We start from the raw sequence: 26246 nt of genomic DNA, 5'->3' as shown, positions 1-26246 counted from the left end.
CGTGGCAGTGTCCCCCTGTCGATCTGCCGACCTGTCGCCCTGACGGGATGGGGGAGTGGTCGAGGTCCGCTGCCGAGAGCTGCGCGTTGCAGGACTCCTCGGCGTGATGGGCACGTCGGCGGGTTGGCGGCGCGCCCCGCGCCACGACGTCAGGGGTGACGTTCCCCCACTTCCCCACACAGCCCTGACTCCCTGCTCGCACGGTAGGATCGAGCCGGTCGCGTCCCCTGCGCGGCATCAGGTCCTCGGCCCGCCCGGAGACCGACGTCCATGCCGTGCGTCCTGAATGAGGAGACCGATGACCCCGTCGCTCGCGTTCGTCCCTGATGTGGATGAGAGCCTCGCCGCGGTCGTCGAGTCGAAGCTCGAGATCGTCGAGCGTCGGCTGCACGAGGTCGTCCGCACGGACGACGCCCTCGCGCGATGGACATCCCGGCATCTTCTGGACGCCGGCGGCAAGCGGGTCCGTCCGGTGCTCGTCCTTCTCGCGGCCGCCCTCGGGGACATCGATCGTCCCGAGGTCATCGACACGGCCGTGCTCATCGAGCTCACCCACCTCGCCACGCTCTACCACGACGACGTGATGGACGACGCGAGCACCCGCCGGGGCGCCCGCACGGCCCATGAGCTGTGGGGGAACTCGGTCGCCATCCTCACCGGTGACTTCCTGTTCGCCCGCGCGAGCGCGCTGAGCGCGGATCTCGGCCCCGACGCGGTGAGGATCCACGCCCACACCTTCGAGCGGCTGTGCATGGGGCAGTTGCACGAGACCGTCGGCCCGCACGACGGCGAGGATCCGTTCCAGCACTACCTGGGCATCCTCTCGGACAAGACCGCGTCCCTCATCGCCTCGGCCGGAGAGCTCTCCGCCCTCCAGGCACACGCGCCTGCCGGCACATCGGAGATCCTGCGCCGCTACGGAGAGCGCGTGGGCGTCGCCTTCCAGCTCGCCGACGACGTCCTGGACCTGCGCAGCGACGGTTCCGCATCGGGGAAGACTCCCGGTACGGACCTGCGCGAGGGAGTCCCGACCATGCCGACCCTGCTGTTGCGTGCGCGGGCGTCACAGGGAGACGACACTCCGGCGACCACCGAGCTGCTCTCCGTGCTCGATGACGACCTCAGTGACGACGCCCGCCTCGCACGTGCCGTCGAGCTGTTGCGGGAGGACCCCTCCGTCGAGGAGACCGAGGCGATGGCCACCTCCACCGCGGCCGAGGCTATCGAGATCCTCCGTGAGCTCCCCGCCGGTCCCGTGCGGGACTCGCTCATCGCCTTCACCACGGGCCTCGTCGTCCGGACGAGCTGACCGGGCGCGGTCCGGGGTGGGCTTCGTTCTGCGCGCCCGAGTCCGGTCCATTGCCGTGACACCTCGTGTATGACAGAGGTATGCCGCGCCTACACCGCGGCCCTGACGTCGACCTTTGCGGCGGCCCGACCCGCTCGCTATTCTTGCCCGGTCACGCGCGTGCGCGACATCACGTCGGCGGGGGTCGCCGCCGTCGGTCGGGGGACGCGCGCGTGGGGACACGGGGGAGGCAGACGCATGGCGAGGACCGGCGCCGCCCTGCATCGACCTCGGAAGGTCACGATCGCGACGCTCGCCTTCCTGGTGGTCCTGGCGATCGTGATCACGATCTTCGCCGTCCGCAGCGATGGGTACGCCGTCTCGGAGGTCGACGCCAACAACGGCGGCGTCTGGGTCATGAACGGCTCCAAGGGGCTCGTGGGTCGCATCAACGTCGATGCCCAGGAGCTCGATGCCAAGCTGCAGACGGACAGCGCCGCGGACATCCAGCAGTCCGATTCCACAGTGTTCACCCGCACCACCCGGGGTGCCGAGCGCGTCAATGCGGCGGCGCTGCGCCTGGAGGGACAGATCGAGCTCGCCCCGAGCGACGTGGTCGCCGTCGGCGGTGACCGCGTGGCCGTCCGGATGGGCGACGGGAAGCTGTGGGTCCTCACCGCCGATCAGATGGGTGCCTTCGATCCCACCGGCCTGGCTCCGACGGCCGAGCTCGCCGGCGCGGGTCCGGTCGTGGTGGGCCACGACGGCACCGTCTACGCGCTCGACAAGGGCACCCTGCGGGTCTTCGACCGATCCCTGGCGACCCCCGCGGTCCCCGAGAACGCTCAGCGCACGATCGAGCTGGGCGACGTCGGATCGGACGACACGCTGTCCCTCACGGTCGTCGACGACGTCCCGGTGGTCCTCGACGGGGAGAAGGGCGCCCTCGTCATCGGGGACGACGCGAAGCACGTGTCCCTGTCCGATGCGGGTGTCGCCGATGCGGGGTCGGCGGTGCTGCAGCAGCCGAGCGTGCATGGCACGGAGGTGCTGCTGGCCACGAGCGATTCGCTGGTGAAGGTCCCGCTGTCCGGGGGCAAGGCACAGCGGTCCAAGAGCTCGGGCAACGGTCAGCCGGTGGCGCCGGTCCAGGCCGCGGGATGCATCTACGGGGCCTGGAAGGGCGCCAACACCTACCTGACGCAGTGCGGGTCGGCCGACGCCACGGGCGGTGCGATCGATCGTGCCGGCCCCGAGGCCAACCTCGCCCTGCGGGTCAACCACGAGCTGGTGGTCCTCAACGATCAGGACGACGGCCTGTCCTGGATGATCGCCGACAAGATGCAGATCGTCGAGCAGTGGGATCTGAAGACCGAGCTGAAGACCGACCAGGTCGAGGAGGAGAAGAAGGAGACGTTGACGTCGAGCGTCACCAACGTCGCCCCCGACCAGCGTGAGGAGAACCGCTTCCCCGTCGCCAACCCGGACACCTTCGGCGTGCGGCCCGGGGCCACGGTGGTCCTGCCCGTCACCCAGAACGACACCGACCCCGACGGCGACATCCTGGTCGTCACCCCCTCGGACCAGCCCGCGATCGGTGCGGTGACCCCGATCCAGGGCGGTACGAGTCTGCAGATCGTGGTCGCCCCCGAGGCCGCGGGCACGGCGTCCTTCTCCTATGAGGCAGCAGACGGCCGGGGCGGCACGGCGACTGCGGTGGTCACCCTCGAGGTCCGCCCGCCGGAGGTCAACGAGGGTCCGCAGCCCGTCGACGGCAGCGTCCCCCGCCTGACCATCGCCCAGGGCGCCACCGTCAGCTACAACGTCGCGCCCCACTTCCGGGACCCCGACGGCGATGCCTTCTATCTGGCCGCAGCCCACATCGACAGCACGGACGACATCGTCACGTTCCGGCCCGACGGGCTCCTGACGTTCAACGATGCGGGACTCACGACCGGGGACAAGTCGGTGCGGTTGACCTTCCGCGACATGCGGGGCGGTACGTCGAACACCGAGATGATCTTCACCGTCTCGGCCGACCATGCCTTGCCCCCGGTGACCACGCCGGATCATCTGCAGGTGATCGCGGGACGCACCGTCCAGCTCGAGCCGCTCGTCAACGACCTCAACCCCGGGGGCGGCGAGCTCGACCTCGCCTTCGTCGGCGGTGCCGAGAACCTCACGGTGACGCCGGACCTCGAGGCCGGGACCGTGGACATCCGCGGGGACATCCCCGGCCCGGCGTACGTCACCTATCAGGCCGGTGCCGGCGCCGACACCGTGCAGGGCCTCATCCGCGTGGACATCGAGGCGCCGACCGCCGAGGCCATGAACCCCGTGCCCGTCGACGACATCGCCCTGGTGACCTCGGGGCGCAGCACGCTCGTGGACCCCATCGCGAACGATGTCGACCCCACCGGCGGTGTCCTCGTCGTGAACTCGGCGCAGGCGGACCCCGCCACCGGGCTGATCGTCACGGTGCTGGACCATCACCTGCTGCGGGTCGAGGCCGCCCCCGACGCCCCCATCGGGGATGCCCCGATCGTCGTCCCGTACCAGATCTCGAACGCGACGGGCACGGCGACGGGGACGTTGCGGGTGATGGTGGTGCCGCCGGATACGCAGTTCGCGAATCCGGTGGCGGTGCCGGATCGGTCGACGGTGCGGGCCGGTGATGTGGTGAAGATCCCCGTGCTGGACAACGACCGGTCTCCGAGTGCTTCGCAGCTGACCCTCACCTCGGTCGACCAGAGCGGCCTGGCGGGTCGTGGTGAGGTGGAGATCGTCGAGGACCAGGCGCGGTTCCGTGCCGCCCCCGGCACCTCGGGGGAGGTGACGTTCGGGTATGTCGCGACGGATGAGACCGGCCGGACGGGGTCCAGCACGGTGACGTTGCAGATCGTCCCGGAGAGCGACCCCAACGATGCGCCGGTCCCGGAGAACTCCGAGGCCCGCACCCTTGCCGGGACCACCGCACGGATCCCTGTGCGGACCTCCGGCATCGACCCCGACGGCGACTCGACGTTGCTGACGGGTCTCACCGGGGATCCGCCGACCCTGGGGCGCGTGGTCCGCGCGACCGGGGAGTACATCGAGTACCAGGCGTACGAGACCTCGAGCGGGACGGACACGATCACCTATCAGGTGATGGATTCCCAGGGGGCCGTGGGCACCGCCCAGATCACGGTCGGCATCGCGAAGCCGTCCGCGCAGAATCTGCCGCCGGTGACGCGGGCGGACACGATCATGGTGCGTCCGGGTCGTGCGTTGCAGATGCATTTGCTGGCCAACGACACGGATCCCGAGGGGGAGCCGTTGCAGATCGACCGGTCGCTGACGACGCCGGGACCGGGGATCGTGCTGGCGCCGCCGGTGGACGAGAAGCGGATCCCGTCGCTGGACACGACCGCGCCGATGGAGCCGGGCAGCTATTCGGTGCCCTACGGGGCCACGGACGGGCAGCTGTCGGCGCCGGGGGCGGCCACGGTGATCGTGGACGAGGACGCGGAGCTGCAGGCTCCGATCGCCCGGGACGATTACGTCGATGCCACGGAGGTCACCGATCAGTCCTCGGACACGGTGCCGGTGGACGTGCTGGCCAATGATCAGGATCCGGATGGGTCGGTGGAGGGTCTGGTCCCGGTGCTGGAGGATGGTGGCCCCGAGGGTGCCGAGGTCCTGCCGACGGGGATCGTGCATGTTCCCAAGGCCGATGAGCAGCAGCGGATCCGGTACACGATCACGGATCAGGACGGGAAGTCGTCCTCGGCGTTCATCTGGGTGCCGGGTCGTAACTCCCAGATCCCGCGGTGGGTCGGGGGTCCGGTGCAGGCCCGTGCGGGTCAGCCGGTGGACATCGACCTCCGCGACCCCGAGAACGTCCGCGTCCGCGCCGGGGCGGCAGGCACCACCATCACGGACCTCACCGCCGCCAAGGCCGCGCACAACGACGGCGGCGACCTGGTGGTCGATCCGCACACCCTCCGCTACACGGCGGCCGCGGACTACGCGGGCGAGGACACCATCACCGTCCCGGTCACCGACAGCGATGATCCGGCGGATCCCGCGGGCGCCCAGGGCACGCTGCAGGTGCCGATCGTCGTGACGTCGGAGCAGAATCTCCCGCCGACCGTGCGCGGTGCGGCGTTCGACGTCCCCAAGGGGGAGGCCGCCGTCGCGGTCGACCTGGCCGCCGGCGCCGAGGACCCCGAGGGTGATCCGCTGACGTTCACGATCGGCGAGCACGCGCAGCCGCCGGGGGTGACCGTCGCCCAGCAGGGAGGTTCGGTCATCACCGTCCAGGCCGCCCCCGACGCCGAGATCGGGACCGTGCTGGAGATCCCCTTCACCGCGTCCGACGGCACCAACGAGCCGCAGTCCGCGACCGCACGGATCACCGTCACGGGATCCGAGCGTCTGAAGCCGCAGACGGCCGCCGACACGGTCACCGTCGACGTCGGGACGGATGCGACCGTCCCGGTGATCGACAACGACTTCAACCCGTTCCCGGAGAAGGACCTCGAGGTGGTCGACGCGACCACCGTCGCCGGTGACGTGTCCGCCCACGTCCAGGACAACCAGGTCGTGCTGTCCGCCCAGCCCGGCTTCCACGGCGTCGCGACCGTGACCTACCGGGTCAAGGACGCGACGGGCGAAGAGGCGCGGATGGCCACGGGCACCATCACCGCGAACGTGCGGGACGTGCCGGAGGCGCCGTCGGCACCGCGGATCCTGCAGGAGGGTGATGGCACGGTCGAGCTGACGTTCGTGGCGGGCCGGGACAACGGCGCACCCATCACCGGATATATCGTGCGGCAGGCCTCGGGGCCCGCGGTCTCGGCGGAGTGCGGCTCGACGACGTGCGGCCTGACGGGGCTGACCAACGGTGCGGAGTACTCGTTCACCGTGGTCGCCGTGAACGCGGTGGGGGAGTCCCCGGCCTCGAGCGCCTCGGCCGTCGCGCGGCCGGACGTGCGTCCTGATCCGCCGGCGGCGCCGGCGACGGTCCGGCTCGACGGCGAGCTGGACGTGACGTGGTCGCCGCCGGCCAACCGGGGCAGCGCCCTGACGGGCTACGAGCTGCAGATCTCCGGACCCACCGGCGCCACTGAGACCCGGGAGTTCGGTCCCGGGACGCGGACGACCCGCTGGTCGGGCCTGACCAACGGCGTGGACTACCGGTTCCGGATCCGAGCCTCCAACGGCGCGAAGGAGCCCTCGGCGTGGTCGGCGTGGTCGGCGGCCCAGCACCCCGCAGGCCTGCCCAAGACCCCTGCGGGCACGCCGCGCGCATCGCGGGAGAACATCCGGGCCGGACGGGTCGTCACGGTCGAGTTCCCGGCCATGTCCCGGGACGAGGCCAACGGCGAACCCATCACCCAGTACGTCGTCCGGTCCTCCGGCGGTCAGGAGCGCACGGTGGACGCGGGCCAGACGTCGGTGACGTTCAACGAGCTCGATCCCAACACCAACTACACGTTCACCTACACCGGCGTGAATTCCGTGGGCCGCGGCCCCGGCGCCTCGAAGGCCTCCAACTCCGTGCTGCCCCACTCCGTGCCCGACGCGCCGCCGGCACCGACCGCGACGGTCCTCGACAGCGACCCCAGCGGCAAGGTGACCGTGAAGTGGCAAGAGGCCAACAGCAACGGCACCACGCTGAAGACCTACCGCATCACCTGGGCCGGCGGCTCACGGACGGTCGACGCGAACACGCGGGAAGTCGTCATCGACGGGCTCAGGAACGGCACCGACTACCGTTTCCGGGTCCAGGCCGACAACGGGAATCCCGATGGTCAGAGCCAGCTGTCCGCGGAATCAGCACCTGCGCGTCCCTACACCGACCCGGGCAGGCCCTCGGTCTCCGGGCAGGCAGGGCAGTGCTCGAGCCAGACCTCGTGCACCGTCGTGTTCACCGCATCGCTCAACGGCGACGGCGGGGCGCCCCCGGCCAAGCTGGAGTACAACATCGGTGGGGGGTGGCGGACCTACTCGGGACCCGTGACGGCGACCGGTGGCAGTGGCCAGGCACTGACCATGGAGGTCCGGGCGACCAACGGGAAGGAACGCACGGCCACCAACAGCGCGACCACGAATGCGCCGCGCTCCGAGCCCACGGTCCCCGGGGGGATCGTGTGGCAGGGCGGGACGGGCCCGCAGGAAGGGTGCGAGAAGGGCGGCTGCTACTACTTCACCTTCACGGTCGAGAACCTGCCGCCGGGAAGTCACACCATGACGTTCTCGCACAAGGGAGCGGAGAACTACACGACTGTGCAGATCTCGCCCGATGGAAGCGGAAAGTACACCCTTCCGGGCAATCGCTACTACTTCGGGAACCCGGCGAGTCTCAACGACCCGCTCATCGTCCGCATCGACGGGAAAGAGGTCGTTCGTGGATCCTCGCCCGGCTGACCCCTCGACACTCCGCAAAGGAATCCCCACATGTCCATGACCCCCGAACAGGCACGCTGGTTCGCCGACACCTTCGACAAGCTCGTCGCGGGTGTCGGCCGGGCCGTGATCGGCAAGAACGACGTCGTGCGCCTCGTGCTGACGTCGATGCTCGCGCCGGGCCACGTGCTGCTCGAGGACGCCCCGGGCACGGGCAAGACCTCGCTGGCCCGGGCGATCGCCGCGACCGTCAAGGGCACCAGCTCCCGCATCCAGTTCACCCCGGACCTGCTGCCCAGCGACGTCACCGGCGTGACCATCTACGACCAGGGTGCGAAGTCCTTCGACTTCCACAAGGGACCGGTGTTCGCGAACATCGTGCTGGCCGACGAGATCAACCGGGCGTCCCCGAAGACGCAGTCGGCGATGCTCGAGGTCATGGAGGAGTCCCGGGTCACGGTCGACGGCACCACGTACGACGTGCCCGCACCGTTCCTCGTCATCGCCACCCAGAACCCCATCGAGCAGGCGGGCACCTACCGCCTCCCCGAGGCGCAGCTGGACCGCTTCCTCATGAAGACGTCGCTGGGGTATCCCGATCACGCCTCGGCGGTGCAGATCCTCCAGGGCTCCTCGATCCGGGACCGCTCCGAGCAGATCACGCCGATGATCTCGCTGCAGGCCGTCGCCGACATGTCCGAGCTCGCCTCGACCGTCCACGTGGACGCCGCCGTCCTCGAGTACGTCTCGCGCCTCATGGAGGAGACCAGGCTGGCACCGGAGGTGCGCGTGGGCGTCTCGATCCGCGGGGCGCTGGCCCTCATGCGCGCGGTCAAGGTGTGGGCGGCGATGCACGGCCGCCACTACGTCGTGCCCGACGACATCAAGGAGATCGTCAAGCCCGTGTGGCTGCACCGCTTCGTGCTCGACGCCGAGGCGGAGTTCGCCGGGGCCAGCGCCGACACCGTCATGTCGAAGATCCTGAGCGAGGTGGCGCCGCCGCAGGCGCGGCAGCAGAGCGCATGACCGAGCCCCAGACCGCCCCCCGGCGCCGCCGTGCACGTCTGCGGCGACGTCCGCTCCCACGCGCCGCGAACCTTCGGGAGAAGGCCGCCCGGGTCCTGCGGCGCATCCGGATCCTGTACCGCCGCCGGATCGCCCCCGTCCTCGGCGTCGTCTCGCCGGTGGGGTGGGCCGTCGCCGGCGGGGCTCTCGTGTGCGCCATCGGCGGGGTCACGCTGAACGTCGCCGAGCTGACGATGATCGCCGTCGTGCTCGCGGTCCCGCTCCTGGTCGCCGCGGTGTTCGTCCTCGGACGGGCCTCGTACCGGGTGACGATGGACCTCTCCAGCCGCCGGGTCGTGGTGGGGGAGCGGGCGATCGGCCGCGTCGAGGTCGCCAACGCCTCGTCCCGCATGATGCTGCCCTCGCGCATCGAGCTCGCCGTGGGGACCGCGACCGCACAGTTCCTCGTGCCCCGGCTCGGACCCGATCACAGCCACGAGGAGCTGTTCGCGATCCCGACCCGGCGCCGCACCGTGCTGAAGGTCGGCCCCGTGCGCTCGGTCCGCGACGATCCGCTGGGCCTGATGCGCCGCCAGGTGACGTGGGCGCGCTCCCAGGAGGTCTTCGTGCACCCCCGCACCGTGCGCCTCGAAGGATTCGACACCGGGTACCTCCGCGACCTCGAGGGCACCCCGTCCTCCGCGCTCTCCTCCTCCGACATCGCCTTCCACGCCCTGCGCGCCTACCAGAGCGGTGACGACCTGCGCCACGTCCACTGGAAGACGACCGCCCGCACCGGCAGCCTGATGGTCCGTCAGTTCGAGGAGACCCGCCGTTCCCACATCGTGGTGGCCCTGGCCAACGACGCCACCCACTACGCCCACGAGGAGGAGTTCGAGCTCGCGGTGTCCGTCGCGGCATCCCTGTCCTCCCAGACCCTCCGCGAGGAGAAGGACCTCACCCCGCTGTCGATCGGCAACCACCTGCACGTCGACACGTACCGGCGCCTCATGGACGACTACACGGTGGTCGAGGTGGTCCGCGGTCGCGCCACCCTCCGCGACCTGGGCCGCAGCGCCGCCGACACGGCTCCGAGCGCGTCCGCCGTGATCTTCGTGGTGGGGTCCGGAGCGACGCCCGCCGAGCTGATGGCCGCCGGCACCCAGATCCCGCCGGGGGTCGGCACCGTGGCGATCCGCTGCGCCGATCAGGAGAGCGTGCGCCGCTCGGCGATCGGCACCCTGGACCTCGTGACCGTCGGACAGCTCGACCAGCTCTCCCGCGCCCTGCGGACGGTGTCCCGATGAGCACCTCGACGACGCTGCCCAGCGCCCCGGCGCCGGCCGCTCTGCCCGGGCGCCGCCCGTCGCGCGCCGTCGACCTCGTGGCGCTGTCCGTGCTGCTGGGCATCGCCCTGTTCGGCTTCCAGACGGCCTACGGCGGCATCCAGTACCTCGTCACCGGGTTCGCCGCGCTCGGATTCGCGCTGATCATCGCCCTGATCGGCGCCCGCTGGTCCTGGGGACTGCTGCGCACCTCCCTCCTCGTGATCGGGGTGCACCTGCTGCTGGGGACAGCGTTCGCGGCGCCCTCCCACGCGATCCTCGGCGTGATCCCGTCCCTCGGCTCCCTGCTCGAGCTGCTCACCGCCCCGGCCCTGGCCTGGCGGGTCATCGTCACGATGGCTCCGCCCGTGGGCGTCGCCCAGGGCGTGCTCATGGTGATCTGGCTCGCGATGCTCCTGCTGGCCCTGGGCGCCTTCACCATCGTGCTGCGCACCCGGCGCTACCTGGTGGCGTGGCTGTTCCCCCTGGCGCTGCTGGGGCTGTCCATCGTCTTCGGCACCACCGAGGCCACGGCCCCGGTGCTGCGCGGCGTGCTGTTCGCGGCCGTCTCCGTGGCCTGGGTGTGCTGGCGGTACGAGAGCGACCGCCTCGTGTCCGCGCACTCCACGATCATCTCGGACACCGTCCGCCCCGGATCGTGGAAGAACCCCGTGCTGCGACGCCGCGTCATCGGCGGGGCGCTGATCCTCGCGCTGGCCGCCGGGGTGGGCATCGGGCTGCAGCGTCAGCTGGCCCCACCGGAGGGCCAGGCCCGCTACGCGCTGCGCGACACCATCAAGCCCCCGCTGGACCTGTACGACTACACCTCGCCGCTGGCACAGTTCCGCGGCTACCTCAAGAACCAGCGCGACATCGAGCTGTTCTCCGTGACGGGAGCCCAGCGCGGGGAGCGCGTCACGCTCGCGGTCATGGACGACTACGACGGCGAAGTGTTCAACGTCGCCGGCACCGACGACAAGGACAGTGCCAGCGGGGCGTTCCTGCGCACCGCCACGGGCGTCGAGTACGAGACGCCGGGTGCGTCCACACGCACCGCGACGTTCCGGATCGGTGCGTACGACCGGGTGTGGATGCCCTCGCTCGGCAGCTCCTCGAGCCGCCTGGACCCCGTCGGGGACGGCTCCGCCGACATCGCCGAGAACTTCTACGTCAACCGTTCGACCTCGACGCTCGTGGATCGCGAGGGCCTCCGCACCGGCGACGCGTACGCGGTGCAGTACACCCCGTACGTCGAACCCACTCCTCAGCAGAAGCAGGAGCTGCGCTTCGCCCGCGTGGACCTGCCCGAGGTGCCGGACCTGGATCCCAAGGTCGCCGCCAAGGCCAGGGAGTACATGGCCGATCAGCCCAATGACTACCTGAGGATGCAGACCCTCACCCAGGCCATCAAGGACCAGGCGGCCTACACCCATGGGCTCGAGGGGGAGACGCCGTCGATGCCCGGGCACGGCGAGGCGCGCCTGCTGTCGATGCTGGAGAACATGGGGATGAACGCCGATGACCCGGCGGCGACCCCGACCGGCCTGATCGGTGACGAGGAGCAGCTCGCGGCGCTCACCGCTCTGCTCGCCCGGTCGGACGGGATCCCCGCGCGGGTGGTCATGGGCTTCACCGTGCCCGACACCGAGGAGGAGACGCGCGCGGTGACCGGCAACGCCGTCACCGCCTGGGTCGAGGTGAAGTTCGAGGGCGTCGGCTGGGTGCGTTTCGACCCCAAGCCCGACGACATCCGGACGCCGACGGAGCCCGAGAAGCAGATCGTCGACCAGCCCAAGCCCCAGGTGGCCCAGCCGCCGCCCCCGCCGATCGAGCCGCCGCGCCTGCCGCCCGTCCTGGTCGGGGACTCCGGGCCGCGCGCCGAGCCCGAGGAGGAGCCGACGCCGGGATGGGTGATCGGCCTGATCATCGCCGGGAGCGTCGTCCTGGCCGTCGTGCTGTTCCTCGCGGCGATCGTCGTCACCAAGGCGGTGCGTCGGCGACGTCGGCACTCCACGGGGCCGCCCTCGACGCGCATCCAGGGCGGGTGGCTCGAGATCCTGGACTGGTCCCGTGACCTGGGCCGACCACCGCCTCCGCGCTCGACCCGGCGCGAGGTCGCCGCGGCGCTGTCCGTGCAGTTCCCCCGCGCGGACCTCGGACGGCTCGGAGCCCTCGCGGACCTCGGCGTCTTCGGGCCCGGGCAGGCACCCGACGGGGCCGTGGAGGAATACTGGACGCAGGTCCGCAGCGCCCGCCGCACGATGGGCGCCGAGCGCGGTCCGGTCCGGCGTCTGCTGGGCCACCTCTCGCTGCGGTCCTTCCGGCCGTGGCGCAGCGAAGCCCGACGGCCGCGTCGCCCCCGGGCCGGCTCCCGGACGAGGAGGACGACATGACCCCGAGCCCACCGCGGTACTGCAGCACCTGCGGCGCGCTGCTGACCGCCGAGGCCGCGCTCTGCGGGGAGTGCGGGACGCGCCTGACGGCATCCCCGTTCGAGAAGCGGCCGACGGAGGCGCCCCAGGCGTGGTCGTCCGGACCGCCCCCGCGCCGCGCGCCGGCGAGCACCGAGAGCCCTCGCGTCGACGACGAGGACCGCATCGAGCTCGTCTCCCGCGAGTCCCTGCGGCCCCCCAGACCGGGCGCGACGACGGTGCGTCCCACGGACGACCAGTACGATCGACGGATGTCCACCACCAGCGCCTCGCCCACCCCGTCCTGGTCGGCGCCCCCCGCCTCGAACCCGGCGCCGAGCGGCCAGCTCGATCCGCCCCTCGACGGATGCGAGCCGGCCGGTCTCCTGCAGCGCCTCGGCGCCGCCCTGATCGACGGCGTCATCTCGAGCCTGCTCGCGGTCCCGCTGCTGGTGGGACTCGTCCTCATCGGCGTCAATGCCCAGGCGGACCTCCTGGCGCAGATCCTCACCGGGATCGGTGCCGCGCTCGTCCTCGCCGTCTGGCTGGTGTTCGCGTGGCTCCAGGGCCAGCGCGGATTCACGCCCGGCAAGGCGATCCTGGGGCTGCGCGCCGTCCGGATGAGCTCGGGGCGGACCATCGGCTTCCTGCGCGCGCTGGGACGGGCGATCCTCCTGGGGATCCCCGTGGTCCAGCTCGTGGCGATCGTGATGATCCTGGTCGACGCCCGGACCCGTCGCGGGCTCCATGACCGAGCCGTCGATTCGATCGTGCTCGGGATCCGCACCGGCCGCAATCCGCTGCTCGCACGGCCCGACGACTACGCCCGCCACGCCGATGCCCACTACATCCCGCAGGGCCCCTCTGCCGTCGCGGCGCACGACAACCTCATGTCGCAGCCCGGGACGCCGTGGGGGATCGGCTCCTCCGAGGCACCGGTATACGCGACGGGCTGGGAGACCTCGGGTCCCGAGGCGGTGTCCGACGGCGTGATCGAGCGCTCGCCGTGGGCGCCCTCGACCGGGGAGTCCCGCGCGGATGCCCGGCACGTCGAGGACCCCGCCGCATCCTGGCCCGCCCCTGCGGCCCAGCACCCTGGCCAGCGCCATGGTCAGGCCCAGGGACAGGGTCAGACCCGGGGGCAAGGACAGGGGCAGGGTCCTTCGGAGGTGCACGGACAGCACGCCCCGGCGGCGCCCGTTCCCGCGTCGGAGCCCGGTGCATACGGCACCCCATGGGGTTCGCCGTCGCAGCACGGTCACGAGCCCCGGCCCTCGTCGCAGCCCCCGTATCCGCCCCAGGCCCCCCAGCAGCCGCAGGCGTCCCCGCCGAGCGCGTGGGGCTCTCCGGAACCGGCGTCCGCGGATCCCGTCCCGCCGCCGTCACCCTGGGGGACCCCTGCCGCGGCCGCGGCGCCCCAGAGCTCGGCCTGGGGCTCACCGGACCCCGGTCCGGGGCAGCCGGCCTGGTCCGGATCCGCCCACGAGGAGGCGCGTCCTGCGGAGTCTGCACCGGCCGTCCCGCAGCAGCAGCTCCCGCAGGACGATGTCCCCCAGTCCCCGTTCGCCCAGTCCCCGTTCGCCGAGGATCGCTACCCGGCGGACGGCTACGTGGACCCGATCCGATCCCAGGCGCCGGAGCAGTCCGAGCCCGCACGGGACCCGTGGTCCGCCGTGCCGCCCTCCGCACCGGAGGATCTCGGCGCGGTCTCCTCGCAGGCCCACGGGCTCGACGCGACCCGCGCCGTGGAGGACCTCGAGGACCTCGAACGCACGCGGATCTCCCGTCCTCTCGTGAACCGGACACCACGGTTGCGGGTCGGCATTGACGGCGAGGATTCCCAAGAGCTGACCGCACCGGTGGTCGTCGGGCGCAATCCCACCGGTGAGTATCCCGCGACCTCGGTGCTCGCCGTCGCCGACTCGACCCGCTCGGTCTCCAAGGTGCATCTGCTGCTCGAGGTCTCCGACGATGCGATCCTCGTCAGCGATCTGGGGTCCACCAACGGCACCTCGTTGCGCCGCCCCGACGGCTCCACGGTCACCATCGAGCCCGGGAGCCCCACGCGCATCGAAACCGGCGCCGAGCTCGCGCTCGGGGACCGCACGCTCGTCGTGGAGCTCCTGCGGTGAGCGACGGACACCGCGCCGGCACGGCGGTGTCCGGGCGGATCACCGTGGAGTGGGGTTCTGCGACGCACCTGGGTCTGGTCCGCTCGATCAACGAGGACAGCTTCCTGACCACCCCGCCGCTGTTCCTCGTGGCCGACGGGATGGGTGGGCACGACGCCGGGGAGGTCGCGAGCGCGATCGCCGTCGAGGAGTTCGGTCGCCTGGTCGATGGCTCCACCCTGACGATCGAGGACCTCGGGTCCGCCCTGCACACCGCGGCTGGCCGCATCGACGACCTCAGCGATGGCGGACCGCTGTCCGCCGGGACCACGGTCGCGCTGGTCGCCACGATGGAGATCGACGAGGTGGGCTACTGGGTCGTGCTGAACCTCGGCGATTCGAGGGTCTATCGGGACTCCGAGGGGATCTTCGAGCAGATCAGCGTGGACCACAGCGTGGTCCAGGAGCTGATGGACCGCGGCGAGATCACCGAGGACGAGGCCAAGGTCCACCCCTATCGGCACATGATCACCCGCGCGCTCGGCGCCGGGCCCGAGAGCGACCCGGACTACTGGCTGATCCCCGCCGAGCCGGGCGATCGCCTGCTCGTGTGCTCGGACGGCCTGAGCGGCGAGGTCCCGGACCCCTCGATCCAGCGGGTGCTGGAGAGCGACGTCTCGCCGCAGGACGCCTGCGACGCTCTGGTCGACCTGGCCCTGGCGGGCGGCGGGCACGACAACATCACGGTCGTGGTCGTCGAGGCCCTCGCGATCGGCGACGAGGACACGGTGCCGGGCTCGGGCCCGACCGGGGCGCGACGGCACGCGGACTCCGAGGACACCTGGCCGCGCTCCCCGGCGACCCCCGAGGACGACCGGCCGTGACCGAGACGGCGCCCCTGCTGGGCCCCGGCACCCACTACCAGCCCGGTCCGGCCACGCTGGTGCGCCGTGAGCAGGGCTTCGTCGTGCTCGTGCCGGGAGTGCGCAAGACGCTCATCGACGCCGCCTGGGCCGAGCTCGCGAGCCCGCCCACGGGCGACGACTTCCTCGACCGTCTCGCGCAGGGCTGCGGGCTCGAGTCACGCGACGAGCTGCCGAGCGTCATCTGGGGCCATCTGGCGGAGGACACCACCTTCGTGGGCGTCCGGGGCACCTCGCCGATCGCCGTCTACTCCGGCGGCGCGGCCGATCTCGTGGCGGCCAAGGAGGCGGGCCAGGTCGAGACGCGCACCGCCCCCGGCGCCCTGCGGGTCGCCTTCGGCGATCTCCCGGCGGAGGAGGGACCAGGAGGGCTGCACGTCGAGACGGGGATCGTCCGGATCCGAGGATTCGTGCACATGACCGCGGCATCGGCAGACCTCGACGACGGGGCGTCGGCGGCGCTGGCGGCGGTCGTCGCCGAGGACGGGCGCTCGATCGCGGACCCCGAGACGAAGAAGCGCGAGGCGCAGAAGCCTCCGCCCGAGCGCCGACCGCGCCGGGCACCGACCCCTGCCAGGGCCGCACCGTCCGCCGGCCCGAGCACGGCCGCCGCTGCCGCACCCGCCGCACCGCGCCCTGCGGCGGCTGCGCCGGCTCCCGCGCCCGAGGCGCCCAACGTCTTCGCCGACCTCTTCGCGAGCGAGTCCGAGCCCCCCGCGCCCGCCCCGACCATCGAGTCGCCCGCCCCGACTGCCGCGCCCGCCCCGGCCCCTGAACCCGAGCGAGCCGACGTCCCAGAGCCGGCACGGGTGCCTGCCCCAGAACCCGGGCGGACCCCCGCCCCAGCGCCGGAGCGGGCCCCTGTCCCTGCCCTCGAACCCGAGAGGACCCCCGCCCCGGATTCGGAGCGGGCCCCTGCCGTCGAGCTCGCCGCGCCCGCTGCATCCGATCCTCCCGCTGCACCCGAGAACCTGCCCGGTATGGCACCTGACGTCGCGTCGGCCACCGCCGTCCCGACGACGCCCCCGCCCCCTGCCGCGGCGCCCGCCGCACCGTCACCGTCGACTGCTCCGGTCCCGTCCCCGTCGCCTGGGCCGACCCCATCTCCTGTGCCGTCCCCGGCCCCTGCTCCCTCCCCGGCGCCCCCCGCGCCGGCGAGGCATGCGGCACGGGACACCGGCCGTCGCCGTCTCGTGGCCACCTCGCTGTTCGACCGAGCGGCCTCCCCGCGAGCGGCCGAACGGCCCGCAGCTCCGTCCGAGCCTCCTCGCCCCTCGGCCCCGACACAGGACCCGGCCGACCGGCTCCGGGACCTCGACGTCACGCAGGATCCCGCGGCGCGCGCGTCCCTCGGATCCGAGCCGACCCGGGAGTTCCTCGCCGCGGAGTCCGAGGCCGAGCCTGCTCCTGCTCCTGCTCCTGTTTTGTCTCGGCCCCCGGTGCCCGTCCCGGCGGCGTCCGCCGGAGTCCCGTCCCCGGCGCAGCCGGAGCACGCCCCGACGCGTGGCGCCGCCGTGCGCCCCGCCGCGTATCGTCACGGAGAGGCGGAGGCACCCTCCGCACGGCCGGCGCTCGACGAGCCCGCGGCATCGCCCTACGACATCCTGTTCGGGGAGACCGTCCATCGCACGATCGAGGATGCCGCCGTCCGCGCCGGGGCCCCGCCCGAGGAGACCACGGAGCCTCCTGCGCCCGGGGGGCTCGTGCATCCGGCCGCGGCCGTCGCCGAGAGCCCGCCCGATATCGGTGCTGCGGACGCGGCCGGGGGGGACCCCCTCGACGAGCCCGCGCCCGAGTTCATCGACTGGGTGCCGGGAGTCGGCAGGCCCGTGACCCCCACCCCCGCCCCGCGCGCGGTGGGCGGGGGCCCTGTGCCACCGGCGTCCGCGGCGCGGCCCCCGCAGGCACCCGCTCCCTCGGCGGCGCCCCGGGCCCCCGGCCCCTCGGCGACCTCCCGGGCGCCCGGCGCCCCGGCGACGACCCCGGCCCCGCCCCGCCCCGCGGCGGTCCCGCCGCCCGCGGCCCCGCCGCGCCGACCCGTCGGGGCCGCCGCCACACCGTCGCGTGCCCGGAGCACCCCGGCGACCCCCGGCACGCCCGGCCGCAGCTGGCCGGGACACGGCGGTCCGGGCTCCGGCGGCACGGCGGCGCCCGCGGACGCAGGAGCCGGTCGAGGACCGACCAGCCAGCCCATGACCGCCTCCCGCGGCCCGGCCACGATCTCCGCCCTCATCTGCCCCCAGGGGCATCCGAGTCCGCCGGATCGTGCGCAGTGCCGCGTGTGCGGCGCGCCGCTGTCCGGGCCCGTCCGGGCCACGCCGCGTCCCCCGCTCGGCCGCCTGGACCTCTCCTCCGGGGGCACGATCCGTCTGGACCGTGCCGTGGTCATCGGCCGGCGGCCCCGGGCGACGCGGGTCAGCGGCGACGGGGTGCCGCAGCTCGTGACGGTCGCGAGCCCGCAGCAGGACATCTCCCGGTCCCACCTCGAGATCCGTCTCGAGGGCTGGCACGTCCTGGCGGTGGACCTCGCCACGACCAACGGCAGCCGGCTCATGCGCGCCCAGCAGGACCCCGTGCGCCTGCGCGCCCAGGAGGGCGTCGTGCTCGTGGACGGGGACGTGATCGACCTCGGCGACGGGGTCGCCGTGCGCTTCTCGGAGCTCCCATGAGCCGACGACCGCCCTCGCCGCCCCCCGCGCTGCCGGGCCACGAGTACGTCTCGCTCCTGGGCAGCGGCGGGTTCGCCGACGTGTTCCTCTATCGCCAGGAGATGCCGCAGCGCGAGGTGGCCGTCAAGGTGCTCCTCGCGGGTTTCGGGGAGCCCAGCGTCCGGCGTCAGTTCGAGACCGAGTCCAACGTCATGGCGGCGCTGTCGACGCACCCGTCGATCGTCACGATCCACCACGCGGACGTCTCGGCCGATGGCCGTCCGTACATCGTCATGGAGTACTGCCCGCGCCCCAACTACGGCGTGCGCTTCCGGGCGGACCGGATCGCCGTCGCCGAGGCCCTGCGCGTCGGCGTGCAGGTGGCGGGCGCCGTCGAGACCGCCCATCGCGCCGGGATCCTGCACCGCGACATCAAGCCCGCCAACATCCTCGTCACCGAGTACAACCGGCCGGCGCTGACCGACTTCGGCATCTCCATCGCGGGCGGCGAGAGCGGTGATCTCGAGGACAGCGCCGGCATGTCGATCCCGTGGTCGCCGCCCGAGGTGTTCGCGGACGTGCCGCGCGCCGACGTCCGCAGCGACATCTTCGCCCTCGCGGCGAGCGTGTACTCGCTCCTGGCGGGGCGTTCCCCCTTCGAGAGCCAGCAGCGGCGCAACACGGCCGACGAGCTCATCTCCCGGATCACCCATGCCCCGCTGCCGCCGCTGACCCGCCCCGACATCCCGGCGTCGCTGAACCGCGTGCTCTCGGTCGCGATGGCCAAGGACCCGGCGGCGCGGTACGACAGCGCCCTCGCGCTGGGCCGGGCGCTCCAGCAGATCGAGATCGAGCTCGCGCTGCCGGTCACGGCCATGGACGTGCTCGACGAGCGCGGCGGCGCGCCGAGCCGTGACGTCGAGGAGGACGATCTCGACGCCCACACCCGGATCCGGGCGATCCGCACGGTGGATCCCGAGGGCGGCGCCGCGGCGGCCCCGCGCTCCCTGGATCCCTTCGCGGGCATCGCCCCCGCCCGTGGGCAGGGCGCCCTTTCCGCGAGGTCCACGGGCGCCTCCGTGCTCCCGGACACGACCAACCCCACGATCCAGCGGCCGCTCCCGCCTCCGGGCACGGGACCTGCGGCGCCGCTCCCGGAGGCGGACCCGGGGCCGCGGGTCCCGGCCTGGCTCGGGGTGTCGATCGCGGCGGTCGCCGTGATCGCGCTGGGCCTCGGCGCCGTGTTCGCCGTCCGGATATGGTTCCCCTCCGCCGTGGAGGAGGTCCCGACGGCGTCGCCGAGTCCGGTCGCGATCGACGAGGGGCCGCCGGTCCCGCCGACGGACGTGCGCATCGAGATGATCGCGCTGCCCGAGGGCACCGCGGAGCAGAAGGCCCGCATCACGTGGACGCCTCCGGAGGGGCTGACCGCGACGGACTACTACACGGTCCAGTGGCAGGTCTCCGGCCAGCAGTACGCCCAGTTCACGGGCTCGCACACGGTCAAGGGCCGCCAGGCGATCGTGCTCAACGTGCCGCCCGGTCAGGAGCGGCTGTGCGCCACGGTGGCGGTCGCCAAGCCCTCGGGCCGTGTGAGCGAACCTGCGCAGGGCTGCCTGTGAGCCCCGGGCCCGGCAGGTCCCGGACGACGACGGCCGCGCGGCGCGCGCGGCCGAGCACTCCGCGGCGCACGGCGCACGCGGGCGAGAGGACAAGGTGAGGGCCGATGGCCACGATCTCGGTCGAGTTCTGCGGTGAGTGGTTCCGCATCCCCGATGGCGGCGAGCTGACGATCGGCCGCGACGCCGATCTCCGGATCGATGAGGACAACCCCTTCCTGCACCGGCAGTTCCTCTCTGTCGTCCAGGTCGACTCGCTGTGGTGGCTCGTGAACATCGGCTCGAGGCTGTCGGCGACCATCGCCGACACCACGGGCACGATGCAGGCGTGGCTGGCACCCGGGGCCCGCCTGCCGATCGTCTTCGACGTCACCAAGGTGGTGTTCACGGCGGGGCCCACGACCTACGAGCTCGCGGTCCACGCCGAGCAGCCCGAGTTCGAACGCTCGCCGAGCGCCTCGGATCCCGTCGGCGACACGACCGTGGGGCCCGTCGCCCTCACCCTGTCCCAGAAGCAGCTCATCCTCGCGCTGTCCGAGCCGATGCTGACCCGGGAGGGCAGCGGGATCAGCACCGTGCCCACCTCCGCCGCCGCCGCCGAGCGCCTGGGCTGGCCGTCGACGAAGTTCAACCGCAAGCTCGACAACGTCTGCGACAAGCTCGACCGGCTCGGCGTGCGGGGCCTGCGCGGCGGTCCCGGTCGGCTCGCGAGCAACCGTCGGGCACGCCTGGTCGAGCACGCGGTCTCCTCGCGGCTGGTCACCATCGACGACCTGCCCCTGCTCGACCAGTCCACCGACGACGAGGACTGACGGGGCATCCTCCCCGCCCCGCCGCGCGCGACCGTTCGTCCGCGCTGATCCCCGCCCCTGCCCAGGAGAATCCCGCCCACCATGCGCATCAAGCTCACGCTGCGACGGCCCGAGGACCGACTGACCGATATCGAGGTCACGGCCGACGCCACGGCCTCGGTCGCCGACGTCGCCAACGCCCTGTATCTCGCCGATCCGATGCGTGCGGGGATGCGCGCCCCCGAAGGTCTGACCCTGCAGGTCCAGGACCCGGGGGCGGGCCCCGGCGCGAGCGGTGTGCGGTCCCTGGACCGCGACGCCGACCTCATCCAGGCGGGGCTGCGCTCCGGCGGCGTCGTCTCGATCGCACGCTCGAGCACCGAGTACCGCACGCGCGGCGAGGAGCGGGGCGCGGCGGTGGCGCTCATGCGGATCCTCTCGGGACCCGAGGCGGGCCGCGAGTACCCGCTGCCCGCCGGTGCCAGCGTCATCGGCCGCGAGGGCGACCTGGACATCCGCATCGCCGATCCGATGCTCTCCAAGCGCCATTGCCGCATCAACGTCGGCGACGACGTCGAGATCGTGGATCTGCAGTCCTCCAACGGGGTGCTGCTGTCGGGGGAGAGGGTCCAGCGCACCGCGATCGGTCCCGCCGACACGGTCCTGATCGGTGACACGTCCTTCGCGGTGGTCATGCTCCACCGTCCCGGCGGCGTCGCCCCGACCTCGCCCGTCGTCGAGTTCAACCGCTCGCCGCGCGTCGTGCCGCGCTTCCCGTACCGGCCCGTCAAGGCGCCGCAGCCGCCGCGCGAGGCGGACCCGCCCGCCTTCCCCATCTTCATGCTCTTCGCGCCGCTGTTCATGGGGGCGTTCATGTTCCTGCTGACCGGCAGCCCGCGCTCGATCATGTTCGTCGTCATGATGCCGATGATGGCCAGCGCCGGGTACCTCAACCGCCGCTTCCAGCAGAAGAAGACCCTCGAGCGGCAGATCGAGAAGTTCACCGAGGGGATGGCCTCGCTCAAGCGACGGGTCAGCGCCGCCCAGGAGCTCGAGCGCGCGGTGCGCCTGGTCGAGACGCCGTCGGCCGCCGACACGGTGGACTCGTCCTTCCGGCTGGGCCGTCTGCTGTGGACGCACCGTCCCGAGCACGACGACTTCGCGACGGTCCGCCTGGGCATCGGGGTCGCCGAATCCCGGGTGGACATCGAGTCCCCGCGCGAGAACGACACGATCCCGGAGTTCTGGGATGAGCTCGAGGACATGATCGAGGAGTACCGCTACATCGCCGGTGTCCCGATCGTCGGCGATCTGCGGACCTGTGGGAGCATCGGCGTCGCGGGCGCCACCGCGACCTCGCGCGGCGCCGCTCGGGCCCTCGTGACGCAGGTCGTGGGCCTGCACTCGCCGGCGGACGTGGCGCTCGCCGCGATCACCTCGACCCGTTCGCGTCCGGACTGGGAGTGGCTCAAGTGGCTCCCGCACACCTCGAGCGCGCACTCGCCGCTGCCCGGCGATCATCTCGCCGACACCCGTCGCTCCGGGATATCCCTGCTCTCGCGCCTCGAGGAGCTCATCGAGCAGCGAGGCGGCGGCGCTCCCGCGTCCCTGCGCGGTCCCATCCACCAGGAGATCCAGGACGGCCCGGTCACGCCGCCGCCGCCCGTGACGCCCTCCCTCGTGGTGATCGTGGAGGACGACGCCCCGGTGGACCGGGCGCGCCTCGTGCGGCTGGCCGAGCGCGGCCCCGACGTGGGCGTGCACCTCATCTGGTGCGCCGCGAACATCGCCGCCCTGCCGTCGGCCTGCCGGACCTTCCTGTCGGTCGACGACACGGTGGACGGGGCCACCGGCGGGCAGGTGCGGCTGGGGGAGCGGTCCTACCCGGTCGCCATCGAGACGGTCTCCGTCGAGGTCGCCACGGGCGTGGCGCGGCACCTGTCACCGGTCGTCGACGCCGGCGTCCCCGTCGAGGACGACTCCGACCTCCCGCGCTCGATCAACTGGCTCAAGCTCGCCGGGACCGGGCTGGCCGTGGACCCCGGGGTCGTCGTCGAGCGCTGGAAGGAGAACGGATCGCTCACCGTCCGGGACGGCTCGGCCCCCGTGCGTCGCAGCCACGACGGCGACCTCCGGGGCCTGATCGGCCACAACGGCAGCGACCACCTGTACCTCGACCTGCGCACCCAGGGGCCCCACGCCCTGGTGGGCGGCACCACCGGCGCCGGCAAGTCGGAGTTCCTGCAGGCCTGGGTGATGGGCATGGCGACCGCGCACAGCCCCGACCGGGTGACGTTCCTGTTCGTCGACTACAAGGGCGGCGCCGCCTTCGCCGACGCGGTGACCCTGCCGCACGCGGTGGGTCTGGTCACCGACCTCTCCCAGCACCTCGTCCGTCGTGCGCTGCGGTCCCTGCGGGCCGAGCTGCACCATCGCGAGCACCTGCTCAACCGCAAGAAGGCCAAGGACCTCGTGTCCCTCGAGCGCACCGGAGATCCGGAGTGCCCGCCGAGCCTCATCATCATCGTCGACGAGTTCGCGGCGCTGGCCAAGGAGATCCCCGAGTTCGTCGACGGCGTCGTCGACGTCGCCGCGCGTGGCCGGTCCCTGGGCCTGCACCTCATCCTGGCCACCCAGCGTCCTGCGGGCGTCATCAAGGACAACCTGCGGGCCAACACCAACCTGCGGATCGCCCTGCGGATGGCCGACGAGGCCGACTCCAAGGACATCCTGGGCGATGTGATGGCCGCACACTTCGACCCGGGGATCCCGGGGCGCGCCGCTGCGAAGACGGGACCCGGGCGGATCGCGACGTTCCAGACCGGGTACGCGGGCGGGTGGACCACCGACGCCCCCGAGCGCGCCCGCATCGACATCGTCGAGAGGGCCTTCGGGGCCGGGGACGTGTGGGACATCCCGACGCCCGTGGTCAAGGAGGTCCGCGACCCGGGCCCCAACGACATCTCCCGGATGGTGCGCACGATCTCCCGCGCCGCGGACGCCGCCGGCGTCCCGGTCCCGCGCAAGCCGTGGCTCGCCGAGCTCGCCCCCGCCTACGACCTGTCCCGCCTTCCCAGCCGGCGGACCGACGAGGAGCTCCTGCTCGGGGTGATGGACGTCCCCGAGGACCAGGCGCAGCCGACGATCACCTATCGGCCCGACCGCGACGGCAACATGGCGGTGTACGGGACGGGTGGCTCGGGCAAGTCGACGACGCTGCGGACCATCGCGATCTCCGCCGCGAGCACGGTGCGCGGCGGTCCCGTCCAGGTCTACGGCCTCGACTTCGGCTCCTCGGGGCTCACGATGCTCGAGGAGCTCCCGCACGTCGGCTCGATCGTGGCCGGCGAGGACGAGGAGCGGGTGATCCGGCTGCTGCGGACCCTGCGCCAGCTCGTCGACGACCGCGCCAAGGAGTTCGCCCGGGTCCGGGCGGGCACGATCGCCGAGTACCGGACCCTGGCCGACGCTCCCCGGACGCCGCGCATCCTGCTGCTCGTGGACGGCATGGCGGCCTTCCGCGAGGCCTACGACTACTCCAACCTCACCAAGTGGTTCACGACCTTCGTGCAGATCGCGACCGACGGCCGCCCCGTCGGGGTCCATGTCGTCGTCACGGGCGACCGTCCCAATGCGGTCCCGGCCTCGCTCGGCTCCTCGATCCAGCGCCGGCTGATCCATCGCATGGCCGCCGCCGACGACTACGCGGTCTTCGGCCAGGCCAAGGACGTCCTGGACTCCTCCTCGCCGCCCGGGCGCGCGATCCTCGAGGGCCATGAGATGCAGGTGGCGGTGCACGGCGGCGACGCCAATGTCGCCATCCAGTCGCGCGAGGTCGCCGAGCTGGCCCAGGCCATGCGCCGGGCAGGGGTTCCGGAGGCGTCCCCGGTGGCTCGGCTCCCTGAGCGCATCGAGCTGTCGACGTTGCGTCCCGTCGTCGAGGGGCGTCCTGTCATCGGCATGGCCGACGAGACGATGCGGGAGATCACCATCGAGCCGCGGGGCGCGTTCATGGTCTCGGGTCCGATGTCCTCGGGCCGAACCACCACCCTCATCACGATCGCGACGGGCCTGCGGGCGCTCCCGAACCCGATGCGCCTGGTGCGCTTCTCGGCCCGCAAGTCCCCGCTGACGGGGCAGGGCATCTGGGACGTCGAGGCCTCGGACCCGGATCAGGTCCGGGCGCTCGCCCAGCAGCTGCTGGCGACCGTCGAATCGGGGACGGTCCCCGAGGGGCGGCTGGCGCTGTTCCTGGACGGCGTCGCGGATTTCACGGGCACGAGCGCCGAGAACGATCTGGACAAGCTGGTCCGCGCGGCCGCGCGGGAGGGGCAGTTCGTGGTCGGGGAGAACGAGTCGTCCTCGTGGTCCCAGGCGTACCAGTTGGCCAAGCCGTTCAAGACCGGTCGCCGTGGGATCCTCCTGCAGCCGGCCGACGGCGACGGGGATCTGCTCCTGGGGACGCCGCTGGGGCGGGTGCGGCGCACCGACTTCCCGGCCGGGCGCGGCTTCCTGGTGCACAGCGGCCGGGCCCTGAAGCTCCAGGTGGCCCAGGCCGACGGATGATCCGGGCCGCCTCGGCACGGTCGTCCACATGGGGAGTCCTCCCCATGTGCCCCAGCCCGCGGGCGTCCTACAGTGAGGAGCATCCAGGGGGTCCCGCCGGTGGGCGGGCGCCTGCCGCACACGGTGCGGACACATCAGCCGCACGCGGCGCCGACAGAGGGGAGCAGGACCGTGAATCTCATCAAGGGCATGGACGTCGAGGAGGTCCGTCGGCTCGCCAAGGACCTCGACTCGGCGGCGGAGGAGATCCTCCGCATCGAGAAGGAGCTCACGAGCGGACTCGACGGCGTCGACTGGACCGGCCCCGACGCCGACCGGTTCCGCTCGCAGTGGGAGTCCGAGACCGTCCCCGCGCTCCAGCAGATCTCCGAGGCGATCACCGGTCTCAGCACGACCGCGGACGCCAACGCCTCGGAGCAGCAGTCCACCTCCGCCTGAGCGCCCCGACGCGCACGGCCTCCCGACGGGGCCCCGTCGTCATGCCCGGGCGGATCCGTCCGGTGTGCCCGTTTCCGACGAGGTGCCCGCTGGTAGATTGTCGCCAGCCCATCCGAGGAGACCACCGCGCCATGACCAGGACGATCCAGTTCCCGAGCTCCGACCTCCCGGCGAAGCCCCGTCTGGCTCTCGAGGTCCCGGACGACTGGGAGCTCGTCGTCGTGCCGGGCGTCGAGATCGCCGTCGCCGAGCCGCGACCCCGCGACCGCTTCCGCACCAACCTCGTCGTCTCCGTGCAACGGATGCCCCCGGGGTACGACCTCGAGCGTGCGCGCACCGATCTCGAGCGCCGCAAGGCGGCCCTCCCCGAGCTCGAGGAGATCGGCACAGGCCCCCTCGAGTCCGCCGGGCGGACCTGGCTCGCGAGCGAGTACGGCTACACCCAGGCCGGCGGCACCACGGTCGTCCAGGCGGTGCGCTACGCGATCCTGGATCGAGGCCCGGTGGTCGACGTCGTCGAGGTCGTCGGCAGCTGCGGCGCGGATGTCGCCGATGAGCACATCGAGGAGATCCGGACCGCGCAGGATTCCGTGCGGGCCGACGCCGCCTGACGCGCTCGAACGGCGCCCCGCACCGCCACCTGGCCATCAACGCCGCTGGTCAGTGCGTGGTGCGCTCCAGTCCTCCCGCGGTGGAGGGGACCTGGGACGCCCGCCGATCCACATGGGGAG

The 26246-nt window shown here is 72.5% G+C and carries 13 protein-coding genes; all 13 read left to right on the top strand.

Annotation, left to right across the window (positions count from 1 at the left end):
- The first annotated feature begins 298 nt into the window (after positions 1 to 298).
- On the top strand, positions 299 to 1309 hold the full coding sequence (locus ACT3TZ_RS04965; protein WP_444582282.1) for a polyprenyl synthetase family protein: 1011 nt from the start codon (positions 299 to 301) through the stop codon (positions 1307 to 1309).
- Between the two features lie 237 nt (positions 1310 to 1546).
- Positions 1547 to 7699, top strand: coding sequence for an Ig-like domain-containing protein (locus tag ACT3TZ_RS04960; RefSeq protein ID WP_444582281.1), 6153 nt, complete (start codon positions 1547 to 1549; stop codon positions 7697 to 7699).
- A gap of 30 nt (positions 7700 to 7729) precedes the next feature.
- On the top strand, positions 7730 to 8704 hold the full coding sequence (locus tag ACT3TZ_RS04955) for an AAA family ATPase (protein ID WP_444582280.1): 975 nt from the start codon (positions 7730 to 7732) through the stop codon (positions 8702 to 8704).
- Positions 8701 to 9990, top strand: coding sequence for a DUF58 domain-containing protein (locus ACT3TZ_RS04950; RefSeq protein ID WP_444582279.1), 1290 nt, complete (start codon positions 8701 to 8703; stop codon positions 9988 to 9990). The genes ACT3TZ_RS04955 and ACT3TZ_RS04950 overlap by 4 nt, the downstream gene beginning before the upstream one ends.
- Positions 9987 to 12401: a transglutaminaseTgpA domain-containing protein gene (locus ACT3TZ_RS04945; RefSeq protein ID WP_444582278.1), complete on the top strand. Its 2415-nt coding sequence runs from the start codon at positions 9987 to 9989 to the stop codon at positions 12399 to 12401. The genes ACT3TZ_RS04950 and ACT3TZ_RS04945 overlap by 4 nt, the downstream gene beginning before the upstream one ends.
- On the top strand, positions 12398 to 14551 hold the full coding sequence (locus ACT3TZ_RS04940; RefSeq protein ID WP_444582277.1) for an RDD family protein: 2154 nt from the start codon (positions 12398 to 12400) through the stop codon (positions 14549 to 14551). Before ACT3TZ_RS04945 ends, ACT3TZ_RS04940 begins: the two co-directional genes overlap by 4 nt.
- A complete protein-coding gene (locus ACT3TZ_RS04935; RefSeq protein WP_444582276.1) occupies positions 14548 to 15414 on the top strand; it encodes a PP2C family protein-serine/threonine phosphatase in 867 nt (288 codons plus the stop codon). Before ACT3TZ_RS04940 ends, ACT3TZ_RS04935 begins: the two co-directional genes overlap by 4 nt.
- Positions 15411 to 18122 (top strand): FHA domain-containing protein, encoded by a 2712-nt coding sequence (locus tag ACT3TZ_RS04930; RefSeq protein ID WP_444582275.1) that lies wholly within the window; start codon positions 15411 to 15413, stop codon positions 18120 to 18122. Before ACT3TZ_RS04935 ends, ACT3TZ_RS04930 begins: the two co-directional genes overlap by 4 nt.
- Positions 18119 to 19723, top strand: coding sequence for a serine/threonine-protein kinase (locus ACT3TZ_RS04925; protein ID WP_444582274.1), 1605 nt, complete (start codon positions 18119 to 18121; stop codon positions 19721 to 19723). The genes ACT3TZ_RS04930 and ACT3TZ_RS04925 overlap by 4 nt, the downstream gene beginning before the upstream one ends.
- A 104-nt stretch (positions 19724 to 19827) precedes the next feature.
- On the top strand, positions 19828 to 20532 hold the full coding sequence (locus ACT3TZ_RS04920) for a hypothetical protein (protein ID WP_444582273.1): 705 nt from the start codon (positions 19828 to 19830) through the stop codon (positions 20530 to 20532).
- A gap of 81 nt (positions 20533 to 20613) precedes the next feature.
- On the top strand, positions 20614 to 25077 hold the full coding sequence (locus tag ACT3TZ_RS04915) for an FtsK/SpoIIIE domain-containing protein (protein WP_444582272.1): 4464 nt from the start codon (positions 20614 to 20616) through the stop codon (positions 25075 to 25077).
- Positions 25078 to 25248: 171 nt separating this feature from the next.
- Positions 25249 to 25515, top strand: a complete 267-nt coding sequence (locus ACT3TZ_RS04910) for a WXG100 family type VII secretion target (RefSeq protein ID WP_444582271.1) — start codon at positions 25249 to 25251, stop codon at positions 25513 to 25515.
- A 131-nt stretch (positions 25516 to 25646) separates the two neighbouring features.
- Positions 25647 to 26126, top strand: a complete 480-nt coding sequence (locus ACT3TZ_RS04905) for a hypothetical protein (protein ID WP_444582270.1) — start codon at positions 25647 to 25649, stop codon at positions 26124 to 26126.
- Positions 26127 to 26246: the final 120 nt, after the last annotated feature.

Source organism: Brachybacterium sp. AOP25-B2-12, assembly GCF_052378625.1.
GTDB lineage: Bacteria > Actinomycetota > Actinomycetes > Actinomycetales > Dermabacteraceae > Brachybacterium.
Note: the sequence above shows the minus strand (reverse complement) of the source record. Positions and strands in the feature narration are given on the sequence as shown.